This window comes from Streptomyces sp. NPDC060366, from assembly GCF_042725135.1.
Lineage (GTDB): Bacteria > Actinomycetota > Actinomycetes > Streptomycetales > Streptomycetaceae > Streptomyces.
Map to the genome: position 1 here is coordinate 138,253 of NZ_JBHXDC010000010.1, position 23,361 is coordinate 161,613.

Consider the following 23,361-nt stretch of genomic DNA (forward strand, 5'->3'; position numbering starts at 1 on the left):
GAATGTGGTCGGTTCCGCTGATCCAGAGGTTTCTGGCCCCTTCGCGCTGGTCGCGAACACGATCTCGCGGACTCGTGCCTCGATTGCCGAGCGTCTGGCCGGGGCGGGGTTCCCTGTCACCGTCGACGACATCCTCACCGCGCCGGCCGTCACCGCCGTGTATCTGCGCGAGCACTGTCCGCGTGCTCGTTGTCTGCTGCTCAACGCCGGTGACATCCGGGACGATCTGTGGGGTGTGACGCTCGTCGACGACACGGATCCGGACGCCGGTGTGGACGTGATCGTCGTCGGAGGGGCCGGCGAGGAGTTCGGTTACCCGGCCCTCAACCGCGTGTTCCGCCACCTGCGGCGCGGAGTGCGCCTCGTGGCGATGCACCGCAACCTGTTCTGGCGCACCGCCGACGGCCTCAGCCTCGACAGCGGGGCCTTTCTCCTGGGCCTGGAGCGGGCTGCCCGGGTCGAGGCGGAGATCACCGGCAAACCGGCGGGGGCGTTCTTCGCCGCCGCGCTCGACCACCTCGGCGCGGAGCCGTCGGCGGCGGTCATGGTCGGGGACGACATCGAGTCCGACGTACTCGCCGCACAGCGGGGCGGGATCACCGGCGTCCTCGTCAAGACCGGCAAGTACACGCCCGAGACCCACCGGGCGGCCACGGGCACACCCGACCATGTCATCGACTCCTTCGCCGCGCTGCCCGCCCTCCTGGGACGCCTGGCCACGGGCTCCGGCTGAGCCGGGACGGCTCTCGGCGCGACAATGGTGGTGTGGAGCACGCCTGCCGTTACGGAGAGGCGGGACGGAAATGCCGTATATAACCGTCAGTGCCCTGAGTCATCGAGGTCTTGTACGCGATCACAACGAGGACAGTCTGGTTGTCGGGCCGTGGACGCTGTGCGGGACCATGACCGAGAGAGCTCAGACGCTGGGGTTCCCGCTCGGCAGCCCACTCGTCGTCGCGGTCGCCGATGGCATCGGCGGCCAGCCGGCCGGCGAGGTGGCCAGTGGCCTCGTCGTCCGGCACCTCGCGTCGCTCGGGCCGGCGCTGGACAGCGAACAGGCCGTGCGGGACGCCCTGGACGTCTGCAATCACGCCGTGTACGCGGCTGCCGAGCGTGATCCGGAGCTGGCCACCATGGGCACGACGGTCGCGGGTGTCGTGGTCCTCGCGAAGGAACTGCTGGTGTTCAACGTCGGCGACAGCAGAGTGCTCGACGCGAGTCCGAACGGGCCCGGCGAGGGCGGAGGCACAACCCTCCACCGGGTGAGTGTCGACGACAGCCCGCCCTTGGCGCCGGGCCGGCGCACCACGTCGGTCATCACGCAGGCGCTCGGCGGCGCTCCGCGGTTCAGCCGGATCGTGCCGCACGTCAGCACGGCGCCGCTCACCGCGGGGAAGCGCTACTTGGTGTGCACCGACGGACTCACCGACCCCGTGCCCGAGGAAAAGCTCGACGACCTGCTGAGCACCCACGACGACGGCCGGGCGGTCTTCGAACTGTGGAAATCCGCCATCGAGGCAGGCGCCCCCGACAACATCACGCTCGCGCTGATCGACCTCCTCGAACAGCCGACGCCGGGGCCCCACGTCAGACATGCCAGACACGCCGAGACAGCCGACACAGCAGACACCTGAAAGACACGACGTACACGACAGAACGGAGGACCGGCTTGATCACGCTGTTCGTCTGCGGCGACGTCATGCTCGGCCGCGGCGTGGACCAGATCCTGCCGCACCCCGGTGACCCGGAACTCCGCGAGAGGTACGTAAGGGACGCCCGGGAGTACGTCGGTCTGGCGGAGGCGGCGAATGGCCCCATCCCGCGTCCGGTCGACTTCTCCTGGCCCTGGGGGGACGCACTGGAGGTCCTCGAGTCGGCCGCGCCCGACGCCCGCGTGATCAATCTGGAGACCAGCGTCACGCGCAGCGACTCGTTCGCCCCCGGCAAGGAGATCCACTACCGGATGCACCCCGCCAACCTCCCCTGTCTGTCGGCCGCCCGCCCCGATGTCTGCGTACTGGCCAACAACCACGTCCTGGACTTCGGCCGCCGCGGCCTCGCGGAGACACTCGACTCGCTGGCCGGCGCGGACCTGCGGACGGCCGGCGCGGGCCGGGACGCCGCCGGGGCGAGCCGCCCGGCGATCGTCCTCCTCGAAGGGGGCCGACGGCTCCTGGTCTTCTCCTTCGGCATGCCGTCCGGCGGCGTCCCGCAGTCCTGGGCCGCGACCGGGTCGCGCGGCGGAGTCGGCTTCGTGACCGGTCCTTCGGACGCCGCCGCGGCCGAAGTGGCCGACCGTATACGGCGGATGAAGCGTCCCGGCGACATCGCGGTGATCTCGGTCCACTGGGGCTCCAACTGGGGCTATCGCATACCCCGGGACCAAGTCGCCTCCGCCCACGCCCTGATCGACGCCGGAGCGGACCTCGTGCACGGCCACTCCTCGCACCACCCCCGCCCCCTGGAGTTGTACCGGGGCAAGCTCATCCTTTACGGCTGCGGCGACCTCATCAACGACTACGAGGGAATCACCGGCCACGAGCAGTACCGTGACGACCTGCGGCTCCTCTACCTCCCCTCGCTCGAGCCCGGCACGGGCAAGCTCACCGAGCTGCGCATCACTCCGCTGCAGACCCGGCGCATGCGCCTGTGCCACGCCCCATCCGACGACTGCCGGTGGCTGCGATCCCTCCTCGACCGGCTCTCCGACGGTTTCCGCCCGTGCGCCGCGCCGGACCCGGAGGGCACCTTGACGCTCCGGGCGGCCTGATGGACCAGCCCTGGGCTCCGCACGTGCTTCCCGCGCCCGCGGAGATCGACCCGAGAGGAGCCCTGGCCCCTCCACCGTCCGAGCGCGAGAAATGCAGAGGTTCTGGCCTGGTTTGTGCAACGCAGGTCAGCGGCGGGGTAGCACGCCCAGGAGGGTTGCGGTCAGGGCCAGCTTCAAGGAGTCCTCCAGCTCCAAGTGGAAGCGGGCCAGGTCGGGCTCGGCCTGGTAGGCCGCCTGGAGGCTGGGCGGGGGTGTGCTGTATGCCGACAGTGCGCCGGCCATGACCATGGTCTGCAGGCTGAACAGTGTTGCGTTCTCGCCCAGCTCCGGCAGGTACTTCTGGATGAGGGCGGTCATGGTTGTCAGGCGGTCCAGGGAGGCGCGCTTGTAGCGTGCCACGACCTCGACGGAGACGTTGTGTTCCAGGACGCTGCCCTGTGCGCCGAAGAGGTCGCACATCACCACTCGGGCGGAGAGTGAGCGGCTGAGGACCTCGGCCACCGCTGCCGCTCGCTCGGCCATGGGCAGATTCTCGTCGATGTCGGCGGCCAACTCGCCTGCCAGTTCCGTCAGCCACTCCTGTAGGAAGTGGTCCAGCAGCTCCAGCAGCACCGCCTCGCGAGACTCGAAGTAGCGCAGCACGTTCGGCTTCGCCAGGCCTACGCGGCGGCTGAGCTCGTTCAGGGTGACCGCGGCCACAGGCATCTCGTCGAGCATCGCCGACGCCATGTCGAGGATCGCCCGTCGGCGGATCTCCCGCTGCTCTTCGGTTCGCGCCCGCTGGAAAGTCACGATCACCAGCCTAGCTTAGGTACCGGCGGTACGTTGACAACGTACCGAAAGTACTTTAACGTCGTCGACACAAGATACCTTCGGTACGTTAGCTATTTGGGAGCCTGACATGAGCGAGAAGTGGACGACGGCGAACATTCCGGACCAGCGCGGGCGGGTGGCCGTGGTGACCGGGGCCAACACCGGACTGGGGTACGAGACCGCCAAGGCGCTCGCCGAGCGCGGGGCGTCCGTGGTGCTCGCCGTGCGCAACGTCGAGAAGGGCGAGCAGGCCGCGGCCCGCATGACCGGCGACGTGACCGTGCAGGCGCTGGACCTGACCTCGCTCGACTCCGTCCGGACCTCGGCGGCGGCGCTGCGGTCCCGGTTCGACCGGATCGACCTGCTGATCAACAACGCCGGCGTGATGTACACCCCGAAGCAGACCACGCGGGACGGCTTCGAGATGCAGTTCGGCACCAACCACCTCGGCCACTTCGCGTTCACCGGGCTGCTGCTGGACCTGATGCTGCCGGTGCCCGGCTCGCGCGTGGTGACGGTCAGCAGCACCGGCCACCGCATCCGGGCCGCGATCCACTTCGACGACCTGCAGTGGGAGCGGTCGTACGGCCGGGCCGCCGCCTATGGTCAGTCCAAGCTGGCCAACCTGATGTTCACGTACGAGCTGCAGCGCCGGCTCGCCACGCACGGCACCACCGTCGCGGTGGCCGCGCACCCCGGCATGTCCAGCACCGAGCTCGCACGGAACACCCCTGCGGCCCTCCGGCTTCCCCTCACCTGGCTCGCGCCGCTGATCACCCAGACGCCGGCGATGGGCGCGCTGCCGACCCTGCGCGCCGCCACCGATCCCGCCGCGCTCGGCGGCCAGTACTACGGTCCCGGCGGGCGCAACGAGGTCATGGGCCACCCCCGGCTGGTCACCTCCAGCCCGCAGTCGTACGAGGTGGCCGTCCAGCAGCGGCTGTGGGCGGTCTCCGAAGACCTCACCGGGGTGAAGTTCCCCGTCGTTCAGTTCAAGCAGAACTCGTTTCCCTCCGGATCGGCCACCACGATGTAGCCCGCGCCGGCAGGAGGCGCCGGCTTGTCGCGGCGGGGGCGGGCCGGATCGTCGATGGGTTCAGGGTCGGCCCACGTGTCCGGCTCGTACGACAGGCCGTAGTCGGGGCTGTTGGGCCCGTACTCGGGCTCGTCCTGTGACTCCGTGTCATGCCGCCCCCTCGCGCGCACCGATGGAGCTGAACGTCCCGCCGAGGTGGACCAGCGAAGTCGGCCGACTTTGATCGAAACGGTTCGACTGCGGGGCAGCCGCAGGCGGTCCTTCCTTGCCGTCGCTGACCCGCTTGACCCGTCGCCCCCGGTGCAGGGGAGACGCAAAACGCCCGTGGAGTCTCCGTCAGACTTCCGGCCCCTCGGGACCGGGAGCACGAGACAGCGAAACGGGAAGACACCGGGCCCTCCGGCCCGGTGTCACCTCGGCGGAGCAATCCACCGACGCCCCCGGCGACCGCGTCGTGTTCTGGGCGGCCTAGGGCCTGTCGTTCGGATCATCTGATCGTTGGTCCGGGTGTGCCGTTGACTGACGCGCAGTGGGCGCGGATTGAGCCGTTGCTCCCGGACCGGACGCCGAAGCGGGGTGGTCGATGGAGGGATCACCGGGAGGTGATCGACGCGATCGCCTTCAAGTTCCAGACCGGAACACAGTGGGTCCACCTGCCGGAGAAGTACGGCAACTGGAGAGGCGTCTACAACCGGCTGCGGATGTGGGCCATTGACGGCACCTGGGAGCGGGTCTTCACCGCGCTGATGGCCCAGGCCGACGCGGATGAGGACCTCAACTGGGCCGTCTCGGTGGACTCCACGATTGTGCGCGCTCACCAGCACTCCGCCGGTGCCCGCGAAAAGGGGCCCCGGCCGGCGAACCGCACGACCGCGCCATCGGTCGGTCCCGCGGCGGACTGACCACGAAGATCCACCTTGCCGCCGACGGCCACTGCCGCCCCCTGGCCTTCGTCCTCACCGCCGGCCAGGCCGGCGACGCGCCCGCCTTCACCGACGTAATGGCCCGTCTGCGCGTTCCCCGCCGACGAGGACGGCCCCGCACCAGGCCAGACGTGGTCCTGGCCGACAAGGCGTACTCATCACGCGCCATCCGCGACCACCTGCGCAAGCGCGGCATCCGGGCGGTGATCCCCGTCCCGGCGGACCAGCAGGGCCACCGGCTTCGCCGGGGAAGCCAGGGCGGCAGGCCACCTGCCTTCGACCGCAACGCATACAAGCAGCGAAACACCGTCGAGCGCTGCATCAACAAGCTGAAGCAATGGCGCGGCATCGCCACCCGCTACGACAAGACCGCCACCATCTACCTCGCCGGACTCCACATCGCAGGCATCTTCCTCTGGTCCGCCTGATGATCCGAACGAAACGCCCTAGTAGGGAAAGCCCCCTCCCGCAGACGAGCGGGAGGGGGCTTTCCATGTCCTAATCCCGGGGCTCTTTCACCAAAAGTAGGCCCACCGCCACAGTGCGGGCGCCGCCCCGGCCCATCAACGGCATCGACAGGTCCGGTCCCGCCATCACAACCTCAACGATGTGTGCCAGTGCCCCCGGCAGAGTCAAACCGCCCTCGGGTGTGTGGTGCATGCGAGGTTCTTCGTCCCTGGCCCAGGTACCGGTCAGGCCGGTGTCGCAGTCGATGAAATCGCCGGCCCTTGGCTCGTCCACCGTGTCGGCGGTGAAGGGAACCCAACGTGGGCCCCAGCCCGGCATCTCGTCGGCGAGGAACTCACGGGTCTCCAGGGCGGTTTCGATCGGCATCAGCGCCAGCCCGTTGAGGAACGCGCCCGCACCTGAGCCGGTGACACCATCGTTCAGCGTCCACAGGGCACGCAGGGGAGCGGGTAGTGGGAAGCCCAGCCGCTGCTCGGCCTGCTCGATCCGGCGACCGGAGGCGCCCGGCCGCAGCGATGCATAGGACTCCGGCGCGCGCAGCCTCAGCCAGACCCTCAGCCGCTCCCACGCCGCGGTGACCAGCTGGTCCTCGGGAGTGGCCCGCTCGCCCTCGGGCTGATGGGCCCGGGTTTCCTCCAGCACCCAGGTGAGATGGCTGGGCGGGCCATCGTTCAGTTGAGGAACGCGCGAGTACCGGCGCGAGTACGGCATGGGGGTGCCGGTCTACAGCGACTGGGCCATCAGCCTGATCATCTCTCCCAGGCTCTTCCAGCGGACCGCGGTGACCTCGTTGCCCTCGTAGTCGATCTCGATGATGTCGCCGTAGGTGGCGCCGGGCCGGTGGTCGATGAGGAGACTCTCGCCGGTGTTCGTACCGGCGATGGGGAGCCACAGCGGGTCTGCCCACGGGCTCATCGCCCATTCCTCGGGGTCCTCGCCAAATTGGTCGTGGAACTCTTCGAGCATCTCCCGCATGTAATCCGGACCGCCCTTGAGCGCTTCGACGTCGTACGGGACGTGGCCGCCCGGCCAGATGGGTGCGTCATACATGGGGGCGCCGCCGTGGATTCGGAGCCACTGCACGAGGTGGGGATGGAGCGGGTACGGGATCGCGTCCTGGAGGGCCTGGACGGCCTCTTCGGAGGCAGCCGGATGCAGCTCGTACAGGGCAACGGTGCACTGGTGCCCTCGAAGCCAGGTCTCGATGTGCTCCCAGGCGCGACTGAGGTCGTCCACCAGCACATCCTGGCACACAGCACCTCGCGCACATCGTGCTCGGCCCGACAGCTGCTTCGGTCCACTGCCCGTCAGGCAGTGCCCAGGACGAGGGTGTTGCGCACAAGGACACCGCACCGGCCCCGAGCGACAACACGGCCAGGCCGAGGTCAGCCTGGAGCAAGGCCCGCGTGACGGCCGACCCGTCCCCGTGCCCCGGCGGGTGTCCGCGCGACTGCGTGAAGGGCGTCGAGTGAGATCGCGGTAGCGATAGAAGGCGCGGTCCACGGCGACGTGGACGACGTCGATCGGTGGTGAACCCGTACGGATTCCGGCGACGATCGACGGCGTACGCGAGGCGCTGGGCGGTGACCCGCAGCGTCTGGCGGAGATCGGGGCGGCGCCGGCGGACCGGCTGCAGCTGGTCGTCGCATGGCGGTCGCTGTCCACGACGACCGCCGACGAGGAGGACGACGCGGTCGTCGCCCGGCTGCGCGCCGGCGTTCACGGATCGGTCATCATCGTGGCGTCCATCGCCCTGTCCGACGGCCTGAGTCCCGAACTGATCGCTGACCTGGCCCGCACGCTCGCGGTGACGGAGGAAGAGCTGACCGCCGCGTACACCGGCGAGATGCGCGAGCGGATGACGGCCGAGCTCCGGGACCATCCCGACCTCGCCGCCCTCGAGGCCCAGCTCGACACGATCGCACGACCCGACTGACAGCACCCACCCCACTCCAAACCGCGCTCGCCCCGGTGGTCGAGCGGATCAAGCCCGGCCAGACGCCCGCCGGAGCCTCGGGCCGTCGTCGACGCCGCCGCGGTGCCCGCCGGTTCGGCGCGCGGCGGGTCGTCCGGCCAGACGCGCACTGCGCGACCGGGGGGCCGTCACCGTGGTCGGCCGTGGGCAGCTCGCGAGGACCGCCCGTTCGACCGAGTGCTCGACCGGGTGCTCGCGGACGAACCCCACATCTGTGCTGTCTGCGAGAGCCCCCTGCCGCCGACCTCCGAACGCACCTGCTCGCAGAAGCGCAGCCAACAGCTCTCCCGCTGGAACTGGACGATCGAGGACCACGGGCTCCGCCGTTCCTCTACGCTCGTTGAGGTCATCAACTACCGCATGACATCTGCCCGGTGACGGAGTCGGCGTGGGGTGCGCGTCCCCGCTCCACGCCACCACTGGACGGCTTCAGGCGCAGCCACGGGTCGGCACATCCGGACGCCGACGACCTCGTGTGGCGCGTCCCGCCGGGCGGCGAAAGGGATGCGTCGTGCCTTCGGCTTCGGCGAACTACCGTACTCTGCTGCGCACTTCGGGTGCTGCGGCCTTCTTCCTTCCCGCCGTTGTCGGGCGTCTGGGCATCGCCATGACGGGGATCGGCATCGTCTGGCTGGTGCACGCGCGCACCGGGTCGTATGCCGCCGCGGGTCTCGTCACCGGCGGATTCGCTGTCGCGGACGCCGTCGCCGGGCCCCAAATCGGGCGCCTTGTCGACCGTTTCGGGCAGGCGCGGGTGCTTCCCTGCGCGCTGGGCGCACATGCCGGGGCCGTGGCGCTGCTGCTCGCCGGCGCCGTTCCGGACCTCGTCGCCGGAGTGCTCGTCGGCGCAACGCTGCCCCAGCTCAGTGCCCTGTCCGCCGCTCGCTGGTCCGCCCTGCTGTCCGGCGAACGGGCTGCCGCGCTGCCCACCGCCTTCGCTCTGGAGGCCCTCGCCAACGGCGTGTCCTACATGGCCGGCCCGGCCCTGGTGAGCGTCCTCGGTGCGGCGGGCCGCCCGGGCGCCGGGGTGCTGCTCGCCGCCGCGCTCGTCGTCGTCGGCGGGCTCGCCCTCGCGGCCCAGCGCCGCACCATGCCGCCCCTCACCGGCCCCGCCGAACGCCGGCACGCCGGGCGTGCCCTGCTCCGCTCCGCATTCCTGCGGCAGGTCGCGCTCGGCCTCACGCTCGGGGTGTTCTTCGGCGCGATGCAGGTATCCGTCGCCGCGTACGCTGTCGGACGCGGCACGCCGGACGCGGCGGCCCTGCTCTATTTCGCCTCCAACTGCACCAACCTGGTGGGTGGTTGGGCCTACGGAGCCTGGCGCCACGGCGGCTCACCCCGGCGCCACCAGGCCGCGGCCGCTGCCTGCCTCACCCTCGCGAGCCTCCCGCTGACATTCCTCGACGCGCCCCTCGCGGTCGGCGCCACCCTCGCCCTGACCGGACTCGCCGTGCCCGTCCTACTGATCCGCACCTCCGTGCTCACAGAGTCGTCGGTCCCGCGCGCCGTCCTCACCCAGGCGTTCACCTGGGGCAACTCCGCAAGCGCGGCAGGAATAGCAGGCGCCGCGGCGGTTGCGGGGAGGGTGGTGGACGCTGGCGGTGCGCACGGCGGTTTCGGTATTGCGGCGGGGGCCGCGGTGGTGATGACGGTCCTGGCGCTCGGCGGACTGCGGGACTCATCACCGAACATGCCGAAGTCGCCCGCGCCTGCGGAAGACGCAGATTGCGAACCTGGTCCAAGCGATGATGGACCACCGGGGCGCGCAGCGCGCATCGGACGGGATCTCTACAGGGCCGCGCACCGGCGGTACGCGCAGCTGCTGGCAGTCGGCGTCCGGACCGCCGGTGTGAAGGTCCGGCCGGACATGCTTCGCTGGCAGGACGCGAAGGCGAGGCTCAGGAACCTCGGTGCCCCGACCAGCAGGAACCGGTGAGAACGACCACCCGCCGGAGGCCGCGTCGATCTTCTCTGCATTGACGAGCTGGGCTACATGGAACTCGACCGCCACGGCGCCGAACTCCTCTTCCAGGTCCTGACCGAACGCGAAGAGAAGAACAGCGTCGCCTCGCCTCCAACGAGTCCTTCGGCAAAGCGCGCATGTTCCGGCGAACGTGTGCGAGGCAGCGCCGAAAGTCAACGGGTTCAAGACGGAGGTTCCGAGCCGCTGACGACTGCGGCGCCTATCAGCGCTACCAGGTTGTCGGTCCAGCAGTCCGATTCTTTGGTGGCGACCTCGACCCCGCAGTCTGTGCAGACGAGGTTGGGGCCGTCCTGGCCGTGGAGTCCGCAGCAGCCACTGCGGCGCGCGGAGTCGGGATGCAGAGCGGTGCCTGGCACGTCGTCAGGGTTCAGGATGAAGCGTGGCGTCGTAGTTGATCGCGTAGGTGCCCTGCGCCATCCGCGGGTCGGCGATGTGATGGTTGGAGAGGTGATCGCTGGCCGGGGAGGCCTGTGATTCCTGGAGATCGCCGGTGAGAGGGTGCTCGCAGTTTGCGCAGGTGAAGAGGGTCACCGGGACATTGTGCCGGGTCACGCAGTGCCCGCCGATCCCTCGTCGTCCCGGACGATGCGCAGGCCCCGAATCCGCGACGGCTTCCCTGTCCGCAAAGCGTCCAGTTACTCCGAGGGTTTGCTCTCCATGCGGCGACACCCAGACCTTCTCTCAATGCCGATATTGCAGCTTTACTGCGCCGTTTGGCTGTCGACTACTCCATTTGATTTCCCGACGCGCAGACTGAAGAGTGCTGAAGTAATCTGACCCTGCCGATCGGAAGGTGCGGCCCCGTTGAGGTGCAGTCAGGAGGTTAAGTTTTCCGGACTTTCGCGTCCCCAATGAATTGTCTGGACACGGATAGCGGTTATGGAATCCGCCTGCCGGGTCAAGGGCGGATCGGCGCCAAAATGCCGGACCCCACTGATGCGGCACTGTCCTTCGACTTCGGATCTCGTTCGTGAATTACCGGACCGTTCCGAAATCTGCGCCTTTCCACTCAGGTCGAGTGCGGCGCTATCGCGTTCACCAAAAGCACTGCGGCTGGTGTGGACGCTGTCCTAGTGGATCTCGGCAGATGAATCCCATGAAAGAGAGACTCACGTGAAGAACAAGCGACAGCTCACTCTGGCATCGCTGGCGACGACCGCAGCACTCACTCTGGCGGTAAGCTCCGCGTCCGCCAGCACCAGCCATGCGCCTGCCGGTGGACCGTCAAATGGCCGGACGCCGACGATCGTTCTGGTGCACGGAGCGTGGGCGGACGCCTCCAGTTGGGCCGAGGTCACCGAGCGTCTCCAGAAGCAAGGATTCACCGTCCTGGCTCCTCCCAACACGCTGCGTGGTGTCCGCCCGGACACAGCCAATCTGAAGGCCTTCCTCCAGACACTCACCGGGCCCGTAGTGCTGGCGGGGCACTCCTACGGTGGATTCGTCATCTCCAACGCCGCGACAGGCAATAAGAATGTCAAGGCGCTCGTCTACATCGATGCCTACATCCCCGACAAGGGGGAAACGGTGGGGCAGCTGACGGCTGCCAAGCCCGGATCGGCGCTGGCCGTGGCCGACCCCAGCACGGTATTCAACACCGTGCCCATCCCCAACCAAGGCGGAGACGTAGACCTGTACGTGAAGCCGAAGCTGTTTCCTCAGATCTTCGCCGCAGGTGTCCCGCTCAACAAGGCGGCGGTGCTGGCAGCGGGTCAGAGGCCCCTCGCTGCCAGCACTCTGGACGAGCCCTCTGGGAAACCGGCCTGGAAGACCATTCCGTCCTGGGCCCTGATCGGCACGGCGGACAAGGTCATCCCCCCGGCAGAGCAGAGAGTCATGACCGCACGGGCCGGCTCCCACACCGTCAGTGTGAAGGCACCGCACCTGTCGATGGTGTCCAACCCCAAGGACGTCACCGACGTCGTGATCCGAGCCGTCCAGAACAGCGGCTGAAGGTCGAGCGCGATCGCAGCGGAGACACCGCAATGTCGGTAGACCGCGCTCCCGCATGACTTCGGTCTCCACGCTCCGAATAAGGGCGTGGAGACCGAAATCCTGGCGCAGCACCCATGAGCCCCGCGAATTTGGCACTTGAAGGCTGACGCATTCTCAAAGTTTGGGCGGCCATGCAGCAGTACCGGCCTGCTCCACAGCCGCGCGAGAGGCGCCAGGTGTGCGAGGCCCCGCCGGTCGGCCGAGAGCAATCCGGCGCTCGGCACAGCGGTGAGGCGGGAGCCGGTGATCGAGCGGTGTTCGTGCTGGCGACGGGCGAGCACGGCCAGGAACTCGACGAGGGCGTGGGCCGCCGTCGTCGGCGCTGCGGACGGTGGAGCGGATCAGTCCGTGCAGGTGGTACGGCCACAGCCCGAAGGCGTTCTCGCGGACGAAGGGCCGCTCCATCAGCCGCAGGGTCGGCGCTTGGTGTCTGCCGCAGTCGTTGGACAAGCAGCCGCTGTACTCCGCATGCCGTCGGCGTCGTTCCGGGTGGGCGTGGCGAGCGTTTCCCAGACGGAGTCGCCGACGTACACCCATGCGGCGTCGGTGAGCCAGCCCGGCTCCAGGGCGAAGTCACGGGCCAGCGCGAGGCCTTGGCGCAGGCAGCCGCTCAGCAGCAGACGGTCTCCGGCCGCCGGCCCTCCACCGCTCGCCCAGCGCGGCGAGAGCCCGCTCTGCGGCACGCTTCCGGTCGCGCTCCGACCAGCGGTCGTCCGTGTCGTCCTCGGCGCCGCGGATGGTGGAGCGGATCAGTGCGTGGAGGTGGAAGGGCGACAGCCCGAACGGGTCGTGGTCGCCGAGGCGGGAGAGGGCTTTGATTCCGCCCAGGCCGTCGTCGTCTCCGTCGCCGTGTCCGGAGCCGGAGGCGAGTTCGAAGGCGCCGACGGGTTTTCCCTCACGGGTGAAGGGGGTGAACACGCGGGCGGTGTACTGGTCTTCTTCTTCACGGAGGGCTTTCCGCCAGGTTGACCAGGTCCGTTCGAGGAGTTCGCCGAGGGCGCCGGGGGCGGTCTGACGGGGGCCGGCGTCCCTTGGACCGCTCGACGCTCCCGCGAACGTCTCATGATCGCCCTCTACGCCCAATTTCCCGGACAGATCGTCCACCTCGAGCGAACCGACCTCGATCGCAGCACAGGTCGACTACGCCTACTTCGGGCAGGGCGCATGGACCACATCGTCTACCTCGACGGGAGACAGGTGGTGCTGGCGCGGACGAGGTTGTCGATCGCGGTCAGCGGAGAAGCTGCCGATGCCGGAACGCGAGAATCGGACATATGAGCCAAGGGTGACAGTCACCCGATTGGCCGGTCAGGACTCTTTCGCGCCGTCAGGCTCTTGGGAGGGAACGCGCCGGTGGGGCGTGGGTATGGGCGAGACGGGGTGGGCGTGGCCGAGCGCGGTAGGGCCGACCGTGCCGTTCCGGGGGAGAGGGGGCTGAGCGTGACGGACCACGGCGTCCCGCACGCCCGCCCGGCGACGAAGGACCGGCCGGGCGGGCGACAGTACGGCGACGAGCTGCGGCAGGACGACGGGCCGGTGCGTGCGGTGCCGCGGCACGTTGCCTGCGTGATGGACGGCAACGGCCGCTGGGCGCAGCGGCGTTCGCTTCCCCGGACGGCGGGCCACCGGGCTGCGGAGACTACCGTCATCGACATCATCGAGGCGGCCCGGGCCGCCGGTGTCGAGTGGCTCAGCCTGTACGCCTTCTCCACTGAGAACTGGAACCGCCCTGGCGCGGAGGTCGACTATCTGATGCGCCTGGTCCGCCGGGTCGTTCGGAAGCATGCGCCGTTGCTGCTGGCCCGTGGCATCCGCTGTCGCTTCCTCGGGGTCGCCGACCCGCGTATCCCCCGTCAACTGGCCCGGGACTTCGACGATCTGGCGGCGCTGACCGCCGACAACCGCGGGATGACACTGACCGTGGCCTTCGACCACGGCGGGCGCCGGGACATCGTGGAGGCCGCAAGGTCGCTGATCCGCAGCAGGACGCCCGCTGATGAGGTGACCGAGCGGCTCTTCGCGGACCACCTGCCGTTCCCCGACACCCCCGACGTGGACCTCGTCATCCGCACCTCCGGCGAGCAGCGCATCTCCAACTTCATGCTCTGGCAGGTTGCCTACGCCGAGTGGGTCTTCCCCGAGGTGCTCTGGCCGGACTTCCGGGCCCCCGAGTTCCTCGCGTGCCTGCACACCTACCGGTGCCGCGACCGCCGCTTCGGCGGCGTGCCGCCCCTGACCGACGGAGACCCATCATGACCACCGAAACCACGGGCACGGCCGACGAGGCATCCCTGTTCGGCCCGGAATCGCAGTTCAGCGCCTTCTTCGACGACCCGCGCTGGGCGCTGGCCATGATCCGCGCCACCGTGCTGGAGGCCGCTCACCCGCAGATCGGCGCCGCCCTCGTCGACAACTCCACCTTCGTCGCCCACCCCTGGCGCCGGCTGCGCAACACCTTCCTCAGCATGCGGCGCATGTTCGGCGCCGACCCCGCGGTACGCGAATGGGAGGCCGCTCGGCTCAACCGGCTGCACGCCCGCATGAGCGGGTCCGACTCCCGAGGCCGCGCCTACGACGCGATGGACCGCGCGGCCCGGGCCTGGGTGGTCGCCACCCTCTTCGAGAGCGCTGTCACCATGTGCCGGCTGAGCGGCCAGCCGCTCGACCAGGACACGATGGAGCGGATGTACGCCGAGTACCGCACGTTCCTCGCCGCGCTCGACGGCGACGCCGCAGAACTCCCCGCGGACCTGGACGACTTCTGGCGGTACTTCGACCGGGTCGTCGAAAACGAGCTCGAGAACACCGAAGCGGCCCGCGTCATCCTCTACCGGCTCTTCGACCACCTGCCCGCCCCGGCGCTGCTCGCGGGCGCGCCGACGCTGTGGGCGGCCGGCCGGGCCGTCGCCGGCCCGCTCCTCGGCGCGATCACTGTCGCCTCGCTCCCCGAGCCATACCGGCGCAGGGCCGGGCTGCCGGAGATGCCCGGCGCCCAGACCCTCATGCAGGGTGCCTACCTCGCCGCCGGGCTCGCCCGCTTCCTGCCCGAGGGCTGGATCAGCGCCGAAAGCGTCATCGAAGTCCTCTCCCTCTCCCCTGGCAGTGACGACCCCCGTGCCCGGACCGTGGCCGGCCTGCGCGCCCGCATGAAGCGGGCGTCGGCCCTGCTCCGTCTCCTCACACCGCTGGGCGGCGACGCCGGCCCAGGCCCGGGCCCGGCGCCTTCCGCGGGCACGGGAGAGGGCCGACGCTCAGCGGGGGAGTTTTTCCGCCAAGTGCTGGACCAGACCGGCGACGGCTACCTCGACTGGCCTGACCTCGCCGCCATGGCACGCGAACTGTCCACCCGCCTCGACCTGGACGAGCCCGAGGAGACCCGGCTCTACGACGCCTTCGCCGCCTGGTGGCGCGAGCTCCAGGCCGCTCTCGACACGGACGGCGACGGCCGCGTCAGCGCCGACGAGTACGCCGCCGCCATCCCCTCCCTCGCCGGACCCGCGCTCATCCGCGTCGCCGAGGTGCTCTTCGACGCCACCGACAAGGACGGCAGCGGGAGCATTGATGCCGACGAGCACCGAACCCTCTTCCGCACCGCCTTCCACCGCGACCTCAACCCCACCGACGGCGCCTACGGCCGGAGCACCTTCGTGGGGGACTTCCTCTCCTTCATGTCGGGCCGCCGCACAAGCACCCCGTACGACCCACTTCTCGCCGACGCCTGACGAACTCGTGCACGTGGCGGCCAGGGCCGCACGCTCCTGCGCCCACGTCCGGACTTGCGGCTCAGGTGCCCGCGAAACTTCCATGAGCGGCAGGACCTCCTCAACACGCGCTTCTCATCCACGCACTCATCGCTCTGACAGCGCCGCCAGCCAGGCGGCAACACGGGAGAACGGTCCGCAGAAGTAATGATTCCCGTGCTGGCGACTGGGTCGGAGACCACGCCCAGATGACGGGGAGCTTTCCCCGCTGGCCGCGGCTCGGTTCGCGATGAGGTCGCTGATCCGCTCTCGGTACTCGACGTGGCCGTTGGGCAGCGAAATCCGCCTCAGCAGCTCGCAGTTCGCTGCCAGATATCCCGCCTCTCCATAACCGCCGCCGCAGAGACGACCGGTCGCGACCCCGCCACCGCATGCTGCCTTCTGGGCAGGCCCTACCAAGCCCCCGCTCCCGCCGCGCTTCGCATGGCGGCGATGCTGACCGATCGAACCACCGCCATGGCGCCGGGGCAGGCACCGGATCAGCCGAAACTCTGGTGCGGGTAGTGCAAGGACTCACGGTTCCGCCACCACCTGGACATCGGCTCCACATCAGCCGAAGGAGACTTCGCCGTCCCCTGTGCTGAGTGCCATCCGGATCCTGGCATCGGCACCCAGATCCTGGTTGGAAGGACGCGGCCGGGCAAACCCGCCTCTCCATCTATCGCGGCGGCCCGATGCTGTCCAACGGGCAGTAACGGGTCTTCGAGGGCCACGTTGAAGCGGTGCTAGATGCTGTGGACGGCGTCGACATGAGCGATGTCTGGTACGGCCGTGCCCGCGAACCCGACCTCACCCCCGAGGCGGTCGACGTGCCCATGACCGAAGTGCTGCGGCTCGCGCTCGCCGAAGCCGGTCTCTCTGAGGCGCCTCGCCGTCAGGGCCAATAGCTTTTGGTATTTCCCGAGGTGTGGCGCCCGCAGCTCGCGCACACGAACCCGCCCCCGGCCATCACGGTCGGGGGCTTCGTGCTGCTCGGGTGCCTGCCACCTACACTCGAACGCGTGTCCGAATCCAATCCGGAGGAACGCCTCGACGCGCTCCACTTCCTACGCCGCGTCCAAGAGGCCGACCTCGCGCGCACCGACCGGTGGATCCAGGACGCCGAGCAGCGCGCCGCCGAGCACGCCCGACGCCGGCCACCCTCGCCCACACCGGACTGGGCACTCGAACGCGGAGAGCGCGCACTCCCCAAGCTGGTCCACACCGGCGAGTGCTGGAGCGAGTTCTTCATGCAGGCCATCACCCGGGAGCAGGCGATCGAGGCCCTGACGCGCGGCGGCGTCCCGCCCTGCGCCCGGTGTAAGCCTGACAAGGAACTCGGCGTGCTGGAGTGACGAGCGGAGCGCACCCTGGAGGTATGGCAGCGCCGATAGTCGTGCACCATCTGTCACCATCCGGCGGCCGGCGGGTCACCGCCCGTGGGCAGATCCTCGGTCTGGCGCACTCGGACCACGACCTGGTGGTTTTCCTCGAAGCGGCTGGGCTGACGGATCCGGACATGAACCTGGACGACCCGTCGTGGGTGGAGTGGCGGGGTGGCCAGGCGCACGAGTGCACGGTATGACGCACAGCGCCCCACCTCATTACGAGGGTGGGCGCAGTCACGTGGGCGTGTTAGTAGGTGCACCGTTCCTGGGAACCGCCGTCGTCGAAGTAGTCGTCAAACATCCAGCCGATACCCCGGACGTAGGACCACGTGTTGCCGTAATCGTTGGCGGCATAGCACACGAGCTGCAGGGCACCCCCCTGCCAACCGGTGCCCACCGGGTCGCACACGCCGTACGGACCCTTTCTGATGGGGCCCTCGTCGTTCACTTCGTGGTAGGTGTACCCGGTGTTGGTGGGTTTGGGCCAAGAACAGGTGACAGCGGCGGCATCTGCGGCAGTGGCTGGCGTGGCGGCGAGCCCGGTGCTGAGTGCGGCTGTGACACCGGCGACGGCAAGTGCACGTCGGATGCGCATGTTGTTCCCCCTTGAGTCGGTTGAGGGAAGCCTCGCAACACACCTTTGAGGACTCCTTCGGTAAATCTTGAATCTCCTGCGCACCGCGCAGATGGCTATGGTGCGACGGTGTAGTCCACCTGCTGCTGGCCGCAGCCCTCGGCGATCCGGGCGAGCGCGTCCCGCTCGGTCTGGTCGGCGGCGAGCTGCCAGCGGAGCTTGGTGGACACCCAGTCCGCGATGTACGTGCAGCGCGCGTCGGCCGACGACGGCATCCACTCGGCCGGGTCCTGATCCGACTTGCTACGGTTTGTCTTCACGGTGACCGCGACCAGGCTGCGGTCGGCGTCCAGGTCGTTCGCGTACGCCTCGCGCCGCTGCGCAGTCCACGCGGACGCCCCGGAAAATTCTCTACCGGTCAGGCAAGTTGGTTGAACCGCGTGTTGCCAGAGGGTGAGCGAAGGGCCGGCGCGCGATTCGAGCGGGTCCAGCAGAGCACGGGCATGATTGACCGTCACGGACCGTTGCTCCGACTCTATTCCGACCCGCACCACCAGCGTCGCCGGACTCCTCAACCGGACCGAAAGCCCCAGGCCGCAACCGCCCGACGAGCCGCAGCCAGGACACCTCCCCGCGCGTACGGGGATCAGGGCCGGCGGCCTCGTAGGCCATCCCTGAGGCGCGGGAAGCGCATCGGACGCCGCAGCGCTCGCGACGACGGCTACGGTGCAGCGGAGTTGAGCGTCCCGATTGGTCTCGGCCAGCCGCAGCCGGCCGCAGGCCTTGCCTCGTCAGTTGCCGCCGAAGGTCGGTGGCTTACTCGTGTTCGGTGCAGAGCTGGGCAATCAGGGCTGTGCAGGCCCACTTCTCCCAGGCGTCGGGGGACCAGCCCCGGTCGCGGACGAAGATCAGGTACAGCTCCGGGCTGAGAAGTCCGTAGAGCAGGTCGGCGGCGCGGGCGGTGTCGATGTCGGGGCGGGCGTCGGGCTTGGAGGTCAGTCCCTTCGCCGCGGCGTGCTGGACGGTGTAGCGCGGGTCGGGGCCGGCGGGCCACTGGGCTGCGATCTCCGGGTCCGTGGCTGCGGCAGCCGCGATCAACGGCACGATCGGGGCGACACGGCCGAGGATGTCGCGTACGCCCCGTACGTGGGCGCGCAGTTGCCCGGCCGCGGTGGGCTCGGCGCACGCGGCGCGGAACCAGTCGCGGTCCATCGTGGCGACCGGTTCGACGTCGCCCGCGATGGATGTGTCGACGACGTCCTTGAACAGCGCGCGCTTGTTGCGGAACACGAAATACACGGTCTGGACGGCCACACCCGCCCGATCCGCGACCTCTTGAAGACTTGTCGCACCGTACCCCTGCGCGACGAACAGCTCCCGCGCCGCCACGACGATCTTCTCGCGGGTACGCCGCGAGCGCTCGGCCCGCTTGTCGGGGCGCTTGACGTTCTGTCCGTCGGATCCCTTGACCGCATCCATGCCGAGAGTCTATCTCTAGAGTCAGTCACTAGAGATGAACTCTAATTTCTTGAGGGGTCGAGATCAGCGAAACTCGGACGGCTGCGGAGCTCGACCAAGAGGCCGCTGTACGCCGCGTGCTGGAGGACTTCTACCGGGACGGCAAGCCGCCGTGGGACAGCGGCATCACGCCGCCCGAGCTGGTGGCCCTGATAGAGGGGCCCGGCGCGCTCATGGCGGGCCGGGTACTCGAACTCGGCTGCGGCACCGGGACCAACGCGGTGTATTTGGCCCGGCACGGCTGGCGAGTGACGGCCGTCGACCTGGTCGACCGCGCGGTCCGACAGGCGAGGGAGAAGGCCGACGCGGCCGAAGCGGACGTCACGGTGCTGTGCGGGGACGCCACCCGACTCGACGAGGTGGGCGTGCCCGGCCCCTACGACCTGTTCTTCGACCTGAGCTGCTACTGCGGGATCCCACCGCACCGCCGCGACGCCTACGCCGCCGGCCTCACCAAGCGTGCCGCCCCCGGCGCACGACTGCTGATGTTCGGATACGGGCCCGGGGCGTTTGACGACTCGTGGTCCGGCGTCACCGCGGACGAACTCAGCGCCAGGTTCGCTGGGTGGCATCTGGCCGACGTGACACCCGGCACGAACCCGGTCCCGACCTTCTGGTTCACGCTGCGCCGCACCGCCGCGGCATGAACTCAGCCGCATCCGGCAATTTCACCCGAGCGGGCCGCCAGGTTGAGCATGTCCGAGGCGGTGAAGGGTGGCCTTGCGCCGGTCGGCGCCGAGTCCGAGCAGGGCGTCGACCATCCCCGCGGGCGCGGGGAGCACTTCGGCCCCCTGATGTGGGACCCGACCGTGAAGAGACCGTCCCGGCGGGCGCGGGGAGCAGTCGTAGCCGAGACCTGCGAGTTCGGGGTCGTTGGGACCATCCCGCCCCCCGCACCTGCGGCCCGTCTCGCCCGCCTACCGGACCCAACTAGGCCGTTTCTTTCGGAACATCTGCCGGCCGGTGGCGACCGTGATCTCGACGGCGTCGACGGTGTCGGGCTTCCTGCCGTGGCGCAGATCGGAGAACGCCCACAGGAGTTCCTGATCGTCCCAGCCGGTGGCCGGCAGCGTCTCGCGCCCCTCGGTGCGGAGTTGGAAGGGGACGCTGAAGGCGCGGGCCACGACGGTCCCTTCCTCGTCGGTGCCGACGAGGACGTACTCGGGCAGTTCGGCGACGATCCGGCCGATGTTCGCCCAGCCCACCGGGTCGTGGAGCATGAAGGCGGGCCAGGTGTCGAGCATCCGCCACATCGGACCGACGAGTTCGGGACGTTCGGCGAGGGTGGTGACGGTCAGTTCCGTACGGGCACGTTAACGGCCTGCGGCCCGGCGCCCCTCTGATTTGGTACGGCCTCCGGGACGGGGAGGTCGTCGGCCCGGGAAGGGTGCGGGCCGGATCGGAGACCGGGCCCGCACCCTTCCGCTTTCACGCGGTGACACGGATATCGCAACTGCTCGGGGCGTCGGTCAGAGCGCCGGGTAGGCGTTCCTCATGAGCTCCTGGAACTGGGCCGGGAACCAGTGGCCGGAGAGCGGCGCGTCCGGCAGGGCGCCGGACATGTTGTTCCCGTTGAGGGGGTTACCGGTGTACGTCGGGTCGCACATCCGGTCGAAGCCCTTGCCCTCGTCGTTCTCGATCACCTTGCTGGCGCCGTCCGACTCACCCGGGGGCTTGACCCAGACGTACGCGTCGATACCGGGTGCCGGGGCCGCCTGTGGCCGTGCGCCGAGACCGGCGCCCTTCTGGTTGCACCAGTTGCCCAGGTGGATCCGGCGGTCGGTGCGGCCTCCGTTGACGTACGTGTCCGAGGTGGTCTTCGGGCCCGCGGCGGTCGGCCGGGCCGCGCCGCCCCAGCCGTTGCGGGAGGTGTCGATCAGCATGCCGACGTCCGGGGAGAAGCCTTCCTTCTGGACCTCGGTACGGAACGCCTGGGCGAACGACTGCTCGTCCACGTAGCGGTTCCAGTCGATCCACTTGGACTTTTCGCGGATCGGACCGTCGTTGGCGGTGTCGCCGATCTTGAAGAACGGCTCGGTGGTGGCGCCGTAGTTCGCGGTGTTGGCGATGAAGCCGTGCACGTTGGCCAGTGTGCTGCCCTCGGCCTTCGCGGCTTCGGCGATCTGCTTCGCGGAGGCGTTGAAGTTGTCGTCCCAGCCGATCCAGCCGTGGTGACCCGCGTCGACGTAGTTGTACGCGTTCGGGATCGCGCCCAGCTTGGCCAGCGCGTAGCCGACACCCTTGACGTAGTTTCCGTTCGCCTTCATGGTGTCGCAGTTCGGGACCGCGGTCGGGCGGGGCGAGACGTTGGTGACCAGGTTCGGCAGCGAGTCGATCTCGACGATGTTCACGATGCGCAGGTTGGCGTAGGCCGGCTTGGCCAGGATCGCCGCGATCGGGTCGATGTACTCGCTCTTGTACCGGGGGAGATCCGTCTGGCCGAGCTCGCCGTTCGAGGCGAGGGCGGAACAGTCACGGCCGGGCAAGTTGTAGATGACCAGCTGGATCGTCTGCGCGCCCTGGTTGACGGCCCTGTTGAGGTGGGCCTCCAGGCCCATTCCGCCGGCCACACCCTTGATCGCGGCGATGCGGTCGAGCCACACGGCGGTGGGCTGGTCGGAGATTCTGCTGCCGCCGGGCTCGGCCGCGGCCTTCGCGGACCACAGCGGGTTCACGTACACCTTGGCACCCGCGTACGGGTTGTCCACGCGGGCGGCGGCCTTTGCGGCGGCCTTTGCGGACGCGGAGGCGGGGGTGGTGGTGAGCTGGGTGACCGCGCCGCCGGTGAGCAGCATCGCGCCGACGGTGAGAGCGACCAGGCCGCGGTGGACTCGTCGTTGGGGTAAGGCGACTGAGGGGGTGGGGGGTGTCATGTGCGAACTACCTCCGGAGGATTTGGGTCTTCACCCCTAAGGGGGAAGACGTGTGATTTGCCCGGTTCAGTTGCACGTTCTTAACAATGGGAGCGCTCCCATCGTCAAGCCTTGACCGAGACCTGTCAATGCTTGGACGCGACGAGGCCATTTACTACTCCACCCCCACGCGCTACGTTGCAGATGGGAGCGCTCCCATAGCCCCGTCAACCCCCCACCATCCACGCCAGACCCTCTTGCAGGTCGATCGCCGGGCCCGAACGGTCGGCTCCCGCAGCATGGGGCGACGCCCGCGACAGGTCCCGGCCGATCGGTCGGTGCTCGAAAGAGAACCTTCACGAAGGAGACCACTCATGGCCATCAACTCGGTCCGTGCCCGGCGCACGCTGGCCCTAGCCGGGGCCGCGGGCGTTGTCGCCGCGGTGCTGTCCGTGCCGTCCCCGGCATCGGCGCACGGCGTCAGCATCATGCCCGGCTCGCGGACCAACCTGTGCTACAAGGACCTGCTCCAGAACGGCTCGACCCAGATGCCGTCCAACCCCGCCTGCGCCGCCGCGGTCCGGCAGACCGGTACCACCCCGCTGTACAACTGGTTCGCCGTTCTGGACTCCAACGCCGGTGGCAGGGGCGCGGGTTACGTCCCGGACGGGAAGCTGTGCAGTGCGGGCGACCGCAGCCCGTACAACTTCTCCGCGTACAACGCGGTCCGCACCGACTGGCCGAAGACGCACCTGACCTCGGGTGCGAACATCCAGCTCAAGTACAGCAACTGGGCCGCCCACCCAGGCAAGTTCGAGGTGTACCTCACCAAGAGCGGGTGGAGCCCCACCAAGGCCCTCGCGTGGGGCGACCTGGACCACCTTCAGACGGTGACCAACCCGCCGCAGAACGGTGGTGTGGGCACGAACGAAGGCCACTACTACTGGAACCAACAGTTACCGCAACGGAGCGGTCAGCACATGCTCTTCGTCCAGTGGATCCGCTCCGACAGCCAGGAGAACTTCTTCTCCTGCTCCGACATCGTCTTCGACGGCGGCAACGGTGAGGTCACCGGTCTGGCGGGCGGCGAGCGGTCGGCCGCCGAGGTCGAGGCGCTCGGGGCGGACGTCGAGAACACCAAGGCCGACCCGATCCACGCCGCCGGACATACCGAACACGCCGCGGCCGGCGAGAAGCTGGCAGCCTCCAGCAACGAGTCGGCCGTCGCCGTGCCCTCGGTAGTGGCGGGCCTGGGGGCAGTCGTCTTCGCCAGTGGCGCGCTGGTCTTCAACCGGAACCGCCGGGCAAGGCAGCTCGGCTGACGG

At 69.2% G+C, this 23,361-nt stretch carries 24 protein-coding genes and 3 pseudogenes; 17 read left to right on the forward strand and 10 right to left on the reverse strand.

The genetic code is table 11. The features are described 5' to 3' along the window. Positions 1–4 precede the first annotated feature (4 nt). From ACFWHU_RS24210 to ACFWHU_RS24220, 3 genes are all read left to right on the forward strand, one after another. Positions 5–733, forward strand: a complete 729-nt coding sequence (locus ACFWHU_RS24210; RefSeq protein WP_387227072.1) for an HAD hydrolase-like protein — start codon at positions 5–7, stop codon at positions 731–733. Between the two features lie 70 nt (positions 734–803). Then, entirely contained in the window at positions 804–1,634 is an 831-nt protein-coding gene (locus ACFWHU_RS24215) for a PP2C family protein-serine/threonine phosphatase (protein ID WP_387227074.1), read from the forward strand. 38 nt (positions 1,635–1,672) lie between these two features. After that, positions 1,673–2,770 carry a CapA family protein gene (locus ACFWHU_RS24220; RefSeq protein ID WP_387227275.1) on the forward strand — a complete coding sequence of 366 codons (1,098 nt, stop codon included), beginning with the start codon at positions 1,673–1,675 and terminating at the stop codon, positions 2,768–2,770. 126 nt (positions 2,771–2,896) lie between these two features. Here ACFWHU_RS24220 and ACFWHU_RS24225 read toward each other — a convergent pair whose 3' ends face one another. Then, positions 2,897–3,562: a TetR/AcrR family transcriptional regulator gene (locus ACFWHU_RS24225; RefSeq protein ID WP_385804366.1), complete on the reverse strand. Its 666-nt coding sequence runs from the start codon at positions 3,560–3,562 to the stop codon at positions 2,897–2,899. Positions 3,563–3,671: 109 nt separating this feature from the next. Between ACFWHU_RS24225 and ACFWHU_RS24230 the strand changes: the two genes are divergently transcribed. Beyond that, the gene (locus ACFWHU_RS24230; RefSeq protein ID WP_385804354.1) at positions 3,672–4,619 is read left to right on the forward strand and encodes an SDR family NAD(P)-dependent oxidoreductase; all 948 of its coding nucleotides are present in this window, start codon (positions 3,672–3,674) and stop codon (positions 4,617–4,619) included. Positions 4,620–5,113: 494 nt separating this feature from the next. Next, a protein-coding gene (locus ACFWHU_RS24235) for an IS5 family transposase (protein WP_387227278.1) occupies positions 5,114–5,970 on the forward strand; the annotation gives its coding sequence in 2 pieces (ribosomal slippage) (positions 5,114–5,459 and positions 5,459–5,970; 858 coding nt in all). Positions 5,971–6,040: 70 nt separating this feature from the next. On the opposite strand, the gene ACFWHU_RS24240 is transcribed toward ACFWHU_RS24235, so the two are convergent. Beyond that, positions 6,041–6,721, reverse strand: coding sequence for an SMI1/KNR4 family protein (locus ACFWHU_RS24240; RefSeq protein ID WP_387227076.1), 681 nt, complete (start codon positions 6,719–6,721; stop codon positions 6,041–6,043). 12 nt (positions 6,722–6,733) lie between these two features. Further along, positions 6,734–7,246, reverse strand: coding sequence for an SMI1/KNR4 family protein (locus ACFWHU_RS24245; protein ID WP_387227078.1), 513 nt, complete (start codon positions 7,244–7,246; stop codon positions 6,734–6,736). Between the two features lie 502 nt (positions 7,247–7,748). On the opposite strand from ACFWHU_RS24245, the gene ACFWHU_RS24250 reads away from it, so the two are divergent. The 4 genes and pseudogenes from ACFWHU_RS24250 to ACFWHU_RS24265 form a co-directional block, all read left to right on the forward strand. Then, a complete protein-coding gene (locus ACFWHU_RS24250; protein WP_385792801.1) occupies positions 7,749–7,946 on the forward strand; it encodes a hypothetical protein in 198 nt (65 codons plus the stop codon). A 216-nt stretch (positions 7,947–8,162) separates the two neighbouring features. Further along, on the forward strand, positions 8,163–8,363 hold the full coding sequence (locus tag ACFWHU_RS24255; protein WP_387227080.1) for a hypothetical protein: 201 nt from the start codon (positions 8,163–8,165) through the stop codon (positions 8,361–8,363). A gap of 133 nt (positions 8,364–8,496) precedes the next feature. Further along, positions 8,497–9,921, forward strand: a complete 1,425-nt coding sequence (locus tag ACFWHU_RS24260; protein WP_387227082.1) for an MFS transporter — start codon at positions 8,497–8,499, stop codon at positions 9,919–9,921. 18 nt (positions 9,922–9,939) lie between these two features. After that, positions 9,940–10,073, forward strand: a pseudogene (locus ACFWHU_RS24265) (ATP-binding protein); the annotation flags it as partial. A gap of 256 nt (positions 10,074–10,329) precedes the next feature. On the opposite strand, the gene ACFWHU_RS24270 reads toward ACFWHU_RS24265, so the two are convergent. Continuing rightward, positions 10,330–10,500 carry a hypothetical protein gene (locus tag ACFWHU_RS24270; protein ID WP_385792799.1) on the reverse strand — a complete coding sequence of 57 codons (171 nt, stop codon included), beginning with the start codon at positions 10,498–10,500 and terminating at the stop codon, positions 10,330–10,332. A gap of 582 nt (positions 10,501–11,082) precedes the next feature. On the opposite strand from ACFWHU_RS24270, the gene ACFWHU_RS24275 reads away from it, so the two are divergent. After that, positions 11,083–11,922 carry an alpha/beta fold hydrolase gene (locus ACFWHU_RS24275; RefSeq protein ID WP_385792798.1) on the forward strand — a complete coding sequence of 280 codons (840 nt, stop codon included), beginning with the start codon at positions 11,083–11,085 and terminating at the stop codon, positions 11,920–11,922. A gap of 615 nt (positions 11,923–12,537) precedes the next feature. Here the strand turns inward: ACFWHU_RS24275 and ACFWHU_RS24280 are convergent. After that, positions 12,538–13,068 carry a hypothetical protein gene (locus tag ACFWHU_RS24280; protein ID WP_387227084.1) on the reverse strand — a complete coding sequence of 177 codons (531 nt, stop codon included), beginning with the start codon at positions 13,066–13,068 and terminating at the stop codon, positions 12,538–12,540. A gap of 432 nt (positions 13,069–13,500) precedes the next feature. Here ACFWHU_RS24280 and uppS point away from each other — a divergent pair, with 432 nt between their 5' ends. The 5 genes from uppS to ACFWHU_RS24305 all read left to right on the forward strand — a co-directional run bounded on the left by uppS (position 13,501) and on the right by ACFWHU_RS24305 (position 17,289). Continuing rightward, positions 13,501–14,220, forward strand: a complete 720-nt coding sequence (gene uppS / locus ACFWHU_RS24285; RefSeq protein WP_385792817.1) for a polyprenyl diphosphate synthase — start codon at positions 13,501–13,503, stop codon at positions 14,218–14,220. Continuing rightward, positions 14,217–15,686, forward strand: coding sequence for an oxygenase MpaB family protein (locus ACFWHU_RS24290; protein ID WP_387227086.1), 1,470 nt, complete (start codon positions 14,217–14,219; stop codon positions 15,684–15,686). The genes uppS and ACFWHU_RS24290 overlap by 4 nt, the downstream gene beginning before the upstream one ends. 788 nt (positions 15,687–16,474) lie before the next feature. Beyond that, on the forward strand, positions 16,475–16,612 hold the full coding sequence (locus tag ACFWHU_RS24295) for a hypothetical protein (protein ID WP_385792790.1): 138 nt from the start codon (positions 16,475–16,477) through the stop codon (positions 16,610–16,612). Between the two features lie 114 nt (positions 16,613–16,726). Beyond that, a complete protein-coding gene (locus ACFWHU_RS24300; protein WP_387227088.1) occupies positions 16,727–17,059 on the forward strand; it encodes a DUF6233 domain-containing protein in 333 nt (110 codons plus the stop codon). A 23-nt stretch (positions 17,060–17,082) separates the two neighbouring features. Next, positions 17,083–17,289, forward strand: coding sequence for a hypothetical protein (locus ACFWHU_RS24305; RefSeq protein ID WP_387227090.1), 207 nt, complete (start codon positions 17,083–17,085; stop codon positions 17,287–17,289). Between the two features lie 50 nt (positions 17,290–17,339). On the opposite strand, the gene ACFWHU_RS24310 is transcribed toward ACFWHU_RS24305, so the two are convergent. The 3 genes and pseudogenes from ACFWHU_RS24310 to ACFWHU_RS24320 form a co-directional block, all read right to left on the reverse strand. Continuing rightward, a complete protein-coding gene (locus ACFWHU_RS24310; protein ID WP_385792786.1) occupies positions 17,340–17,687 on the reverse strand; it encodes a hypothetical protein in 348 nt (115 codons plus the stop codon). A gap of 95 nt (positions 17,688–17,782) precedes the next feature. Further along, positions 17,783–18,070: pseudogene (locus ACFWHU_RS24315) on the reverse strand (DUF1524 domain-containing protein); the annotation flags it as partial. Between the two features lie 412 nt (positions 18,071–18,482). After that, positions 18,483–19,145, reverse strand: coding sequence for a TetR/AcrR family transcriptional regulator (locus ACFWHU_RS24320; protein ID WP_387227092.1), 663 nt, complete (start codon positions 19,143–19,145; stop codon positions 18,483–18,485). Positions 19,146–19,261: 116 nt separating this feature from the next. Here ACFWHU_RS24320 and ACFWHU_RS24325 point away from each other — a divergent pair, with 116 nt between their 5' ends. Next, positions 19,262–19,831 carry a class I SAM-dependent methyltransferase gene (locus ACFWHU_RS24325; RefSeq protein ID WP_387227094.1) on the forward strand — a complete coding sequence of 190 codons (570 nt, stop codon included), beginning with the start codon at positions 19,262–19,264 and terminating at the stop codon, positions 19,829–19,831. A gap of 306 nt (positions 19,832–20,137) precedes the next feature. Here ACFWHU_RS24325 and ACFWHU_RS24330 read toward each other — a convergent pair. Both ACFWHU_RS24330 and ACFWHU_RS24335 read right to left on the reverse strand, forming a co-directional pair. Next, positions 20,138–20,437: pseudogene (locus ACFWHU_RS24330) on the reverse strand (N-acetyltransferase); the annotation flags it as partial. Positions 20,438–20,653: 216 nt separating this feature from the next. Beyond that, positions 20,654–22,057 (reverse strand): glycoside hydrolase family 6 protein, encoded by a 1,404-nt coding sequence (locus tag ACFWHU_RS24335; protein ID WP_387227096.1) that lies wholly within the window; start codon positions 22,055–22,057, stop codon positions 20,654–20,656. Between the two features lie 353 nt (positions 22,058–22,410). Between ACFWHU_RS24335 and ACFWHU_RS24340 the strand changes: the two genes are divergently transcribed. After that, positions 22,411–23,358 (forward strand): lytic polysaccharide monooxygenase, encoded by a 948-nt coding sequence (locus ACFWHU_RS24340; protein ID WP_385792781.1) that lies wholly within the window; start codon positions 22,411–22,413, stop codon positions 23,356–23,358. The last annotated feature ends 3 nt before the right edge of the window (positions 23,359–23,361 follow it).

Bases quoted from the DNA above. Each gene is read 5' to 3' on its own strand.
- ACFWHU_RS24340 (WP_385792781.1), top strand. From the start codon at position 22,411: ATGGCCATCAACTCGGTCCGTGCCCGGCGCACGCTGGCCCTAGCCGGG.
- ACFWHU_RS24215 (WP_387227074.1), top strand. From the start codon at position 804: ATGCCGTATATAACCGTCAGTGCCCTGAGTCATCGAGGTCTTGTACGC.
- ACFWHU_RS24240 (WP_387227076.1), bottom strand. From the start codon at position 6,721: ATGCCGTACTCGCGCCGGTACTCGCGCGTTCCTCAACTGAACGATGGC.
- ACFWHU_RS24295 (WP_385792790.1), top strand. From the start codon at position 16,475: ATGAGCGATGTCTGGTACGGCCGTGCCCGCGAACCCGACCTCACCCCC.
- ACFWHU_RS24230 (WP_385804354.1), top strand. From the start codon at position 3,672: ATGAGCGAGAAGTGGACGACGGCGAACATTCCGGACCAGCGCGGGCGG.
- ACFWHU_RS24320 (WP_387227092.1), bottom strand. From the start codon at position 19,145: ATGGATGCGGTCAAGGGATCCGACGGACAGAACGTCAAGCGCCCCGAC.
- ACFWHU_RS24290 (WP_387227086.1), top strand. From the start codon at position 14,217: ATGACCACCGAAACCACGGGCACGGCCGACGAGGCATCCCTGTTCGGC.
- ACFWHU_RS24310 (WP_385792786.1), bottom strand. From the start codon at position 17,687: ATGCGCATCCGACGTGCACTTGCCGTCGCCGGTGTCACAGCCGCACTC.
- ACFWHU_RS24335 (WP_387227096.1), bottom strand. From the start codon at position 22,057: ATGACACCCCCCACCCCCTCAGTCGCCTTACCCCAACGACGAGTCCAC.
- ACFWHU_RS24305 (WP_387227090.1), top strand. From the start codon at position 17,083: ATGGCAGCGCCGATAGTCGTGCACCATCTGTCACCATCCGGCGGCCGG.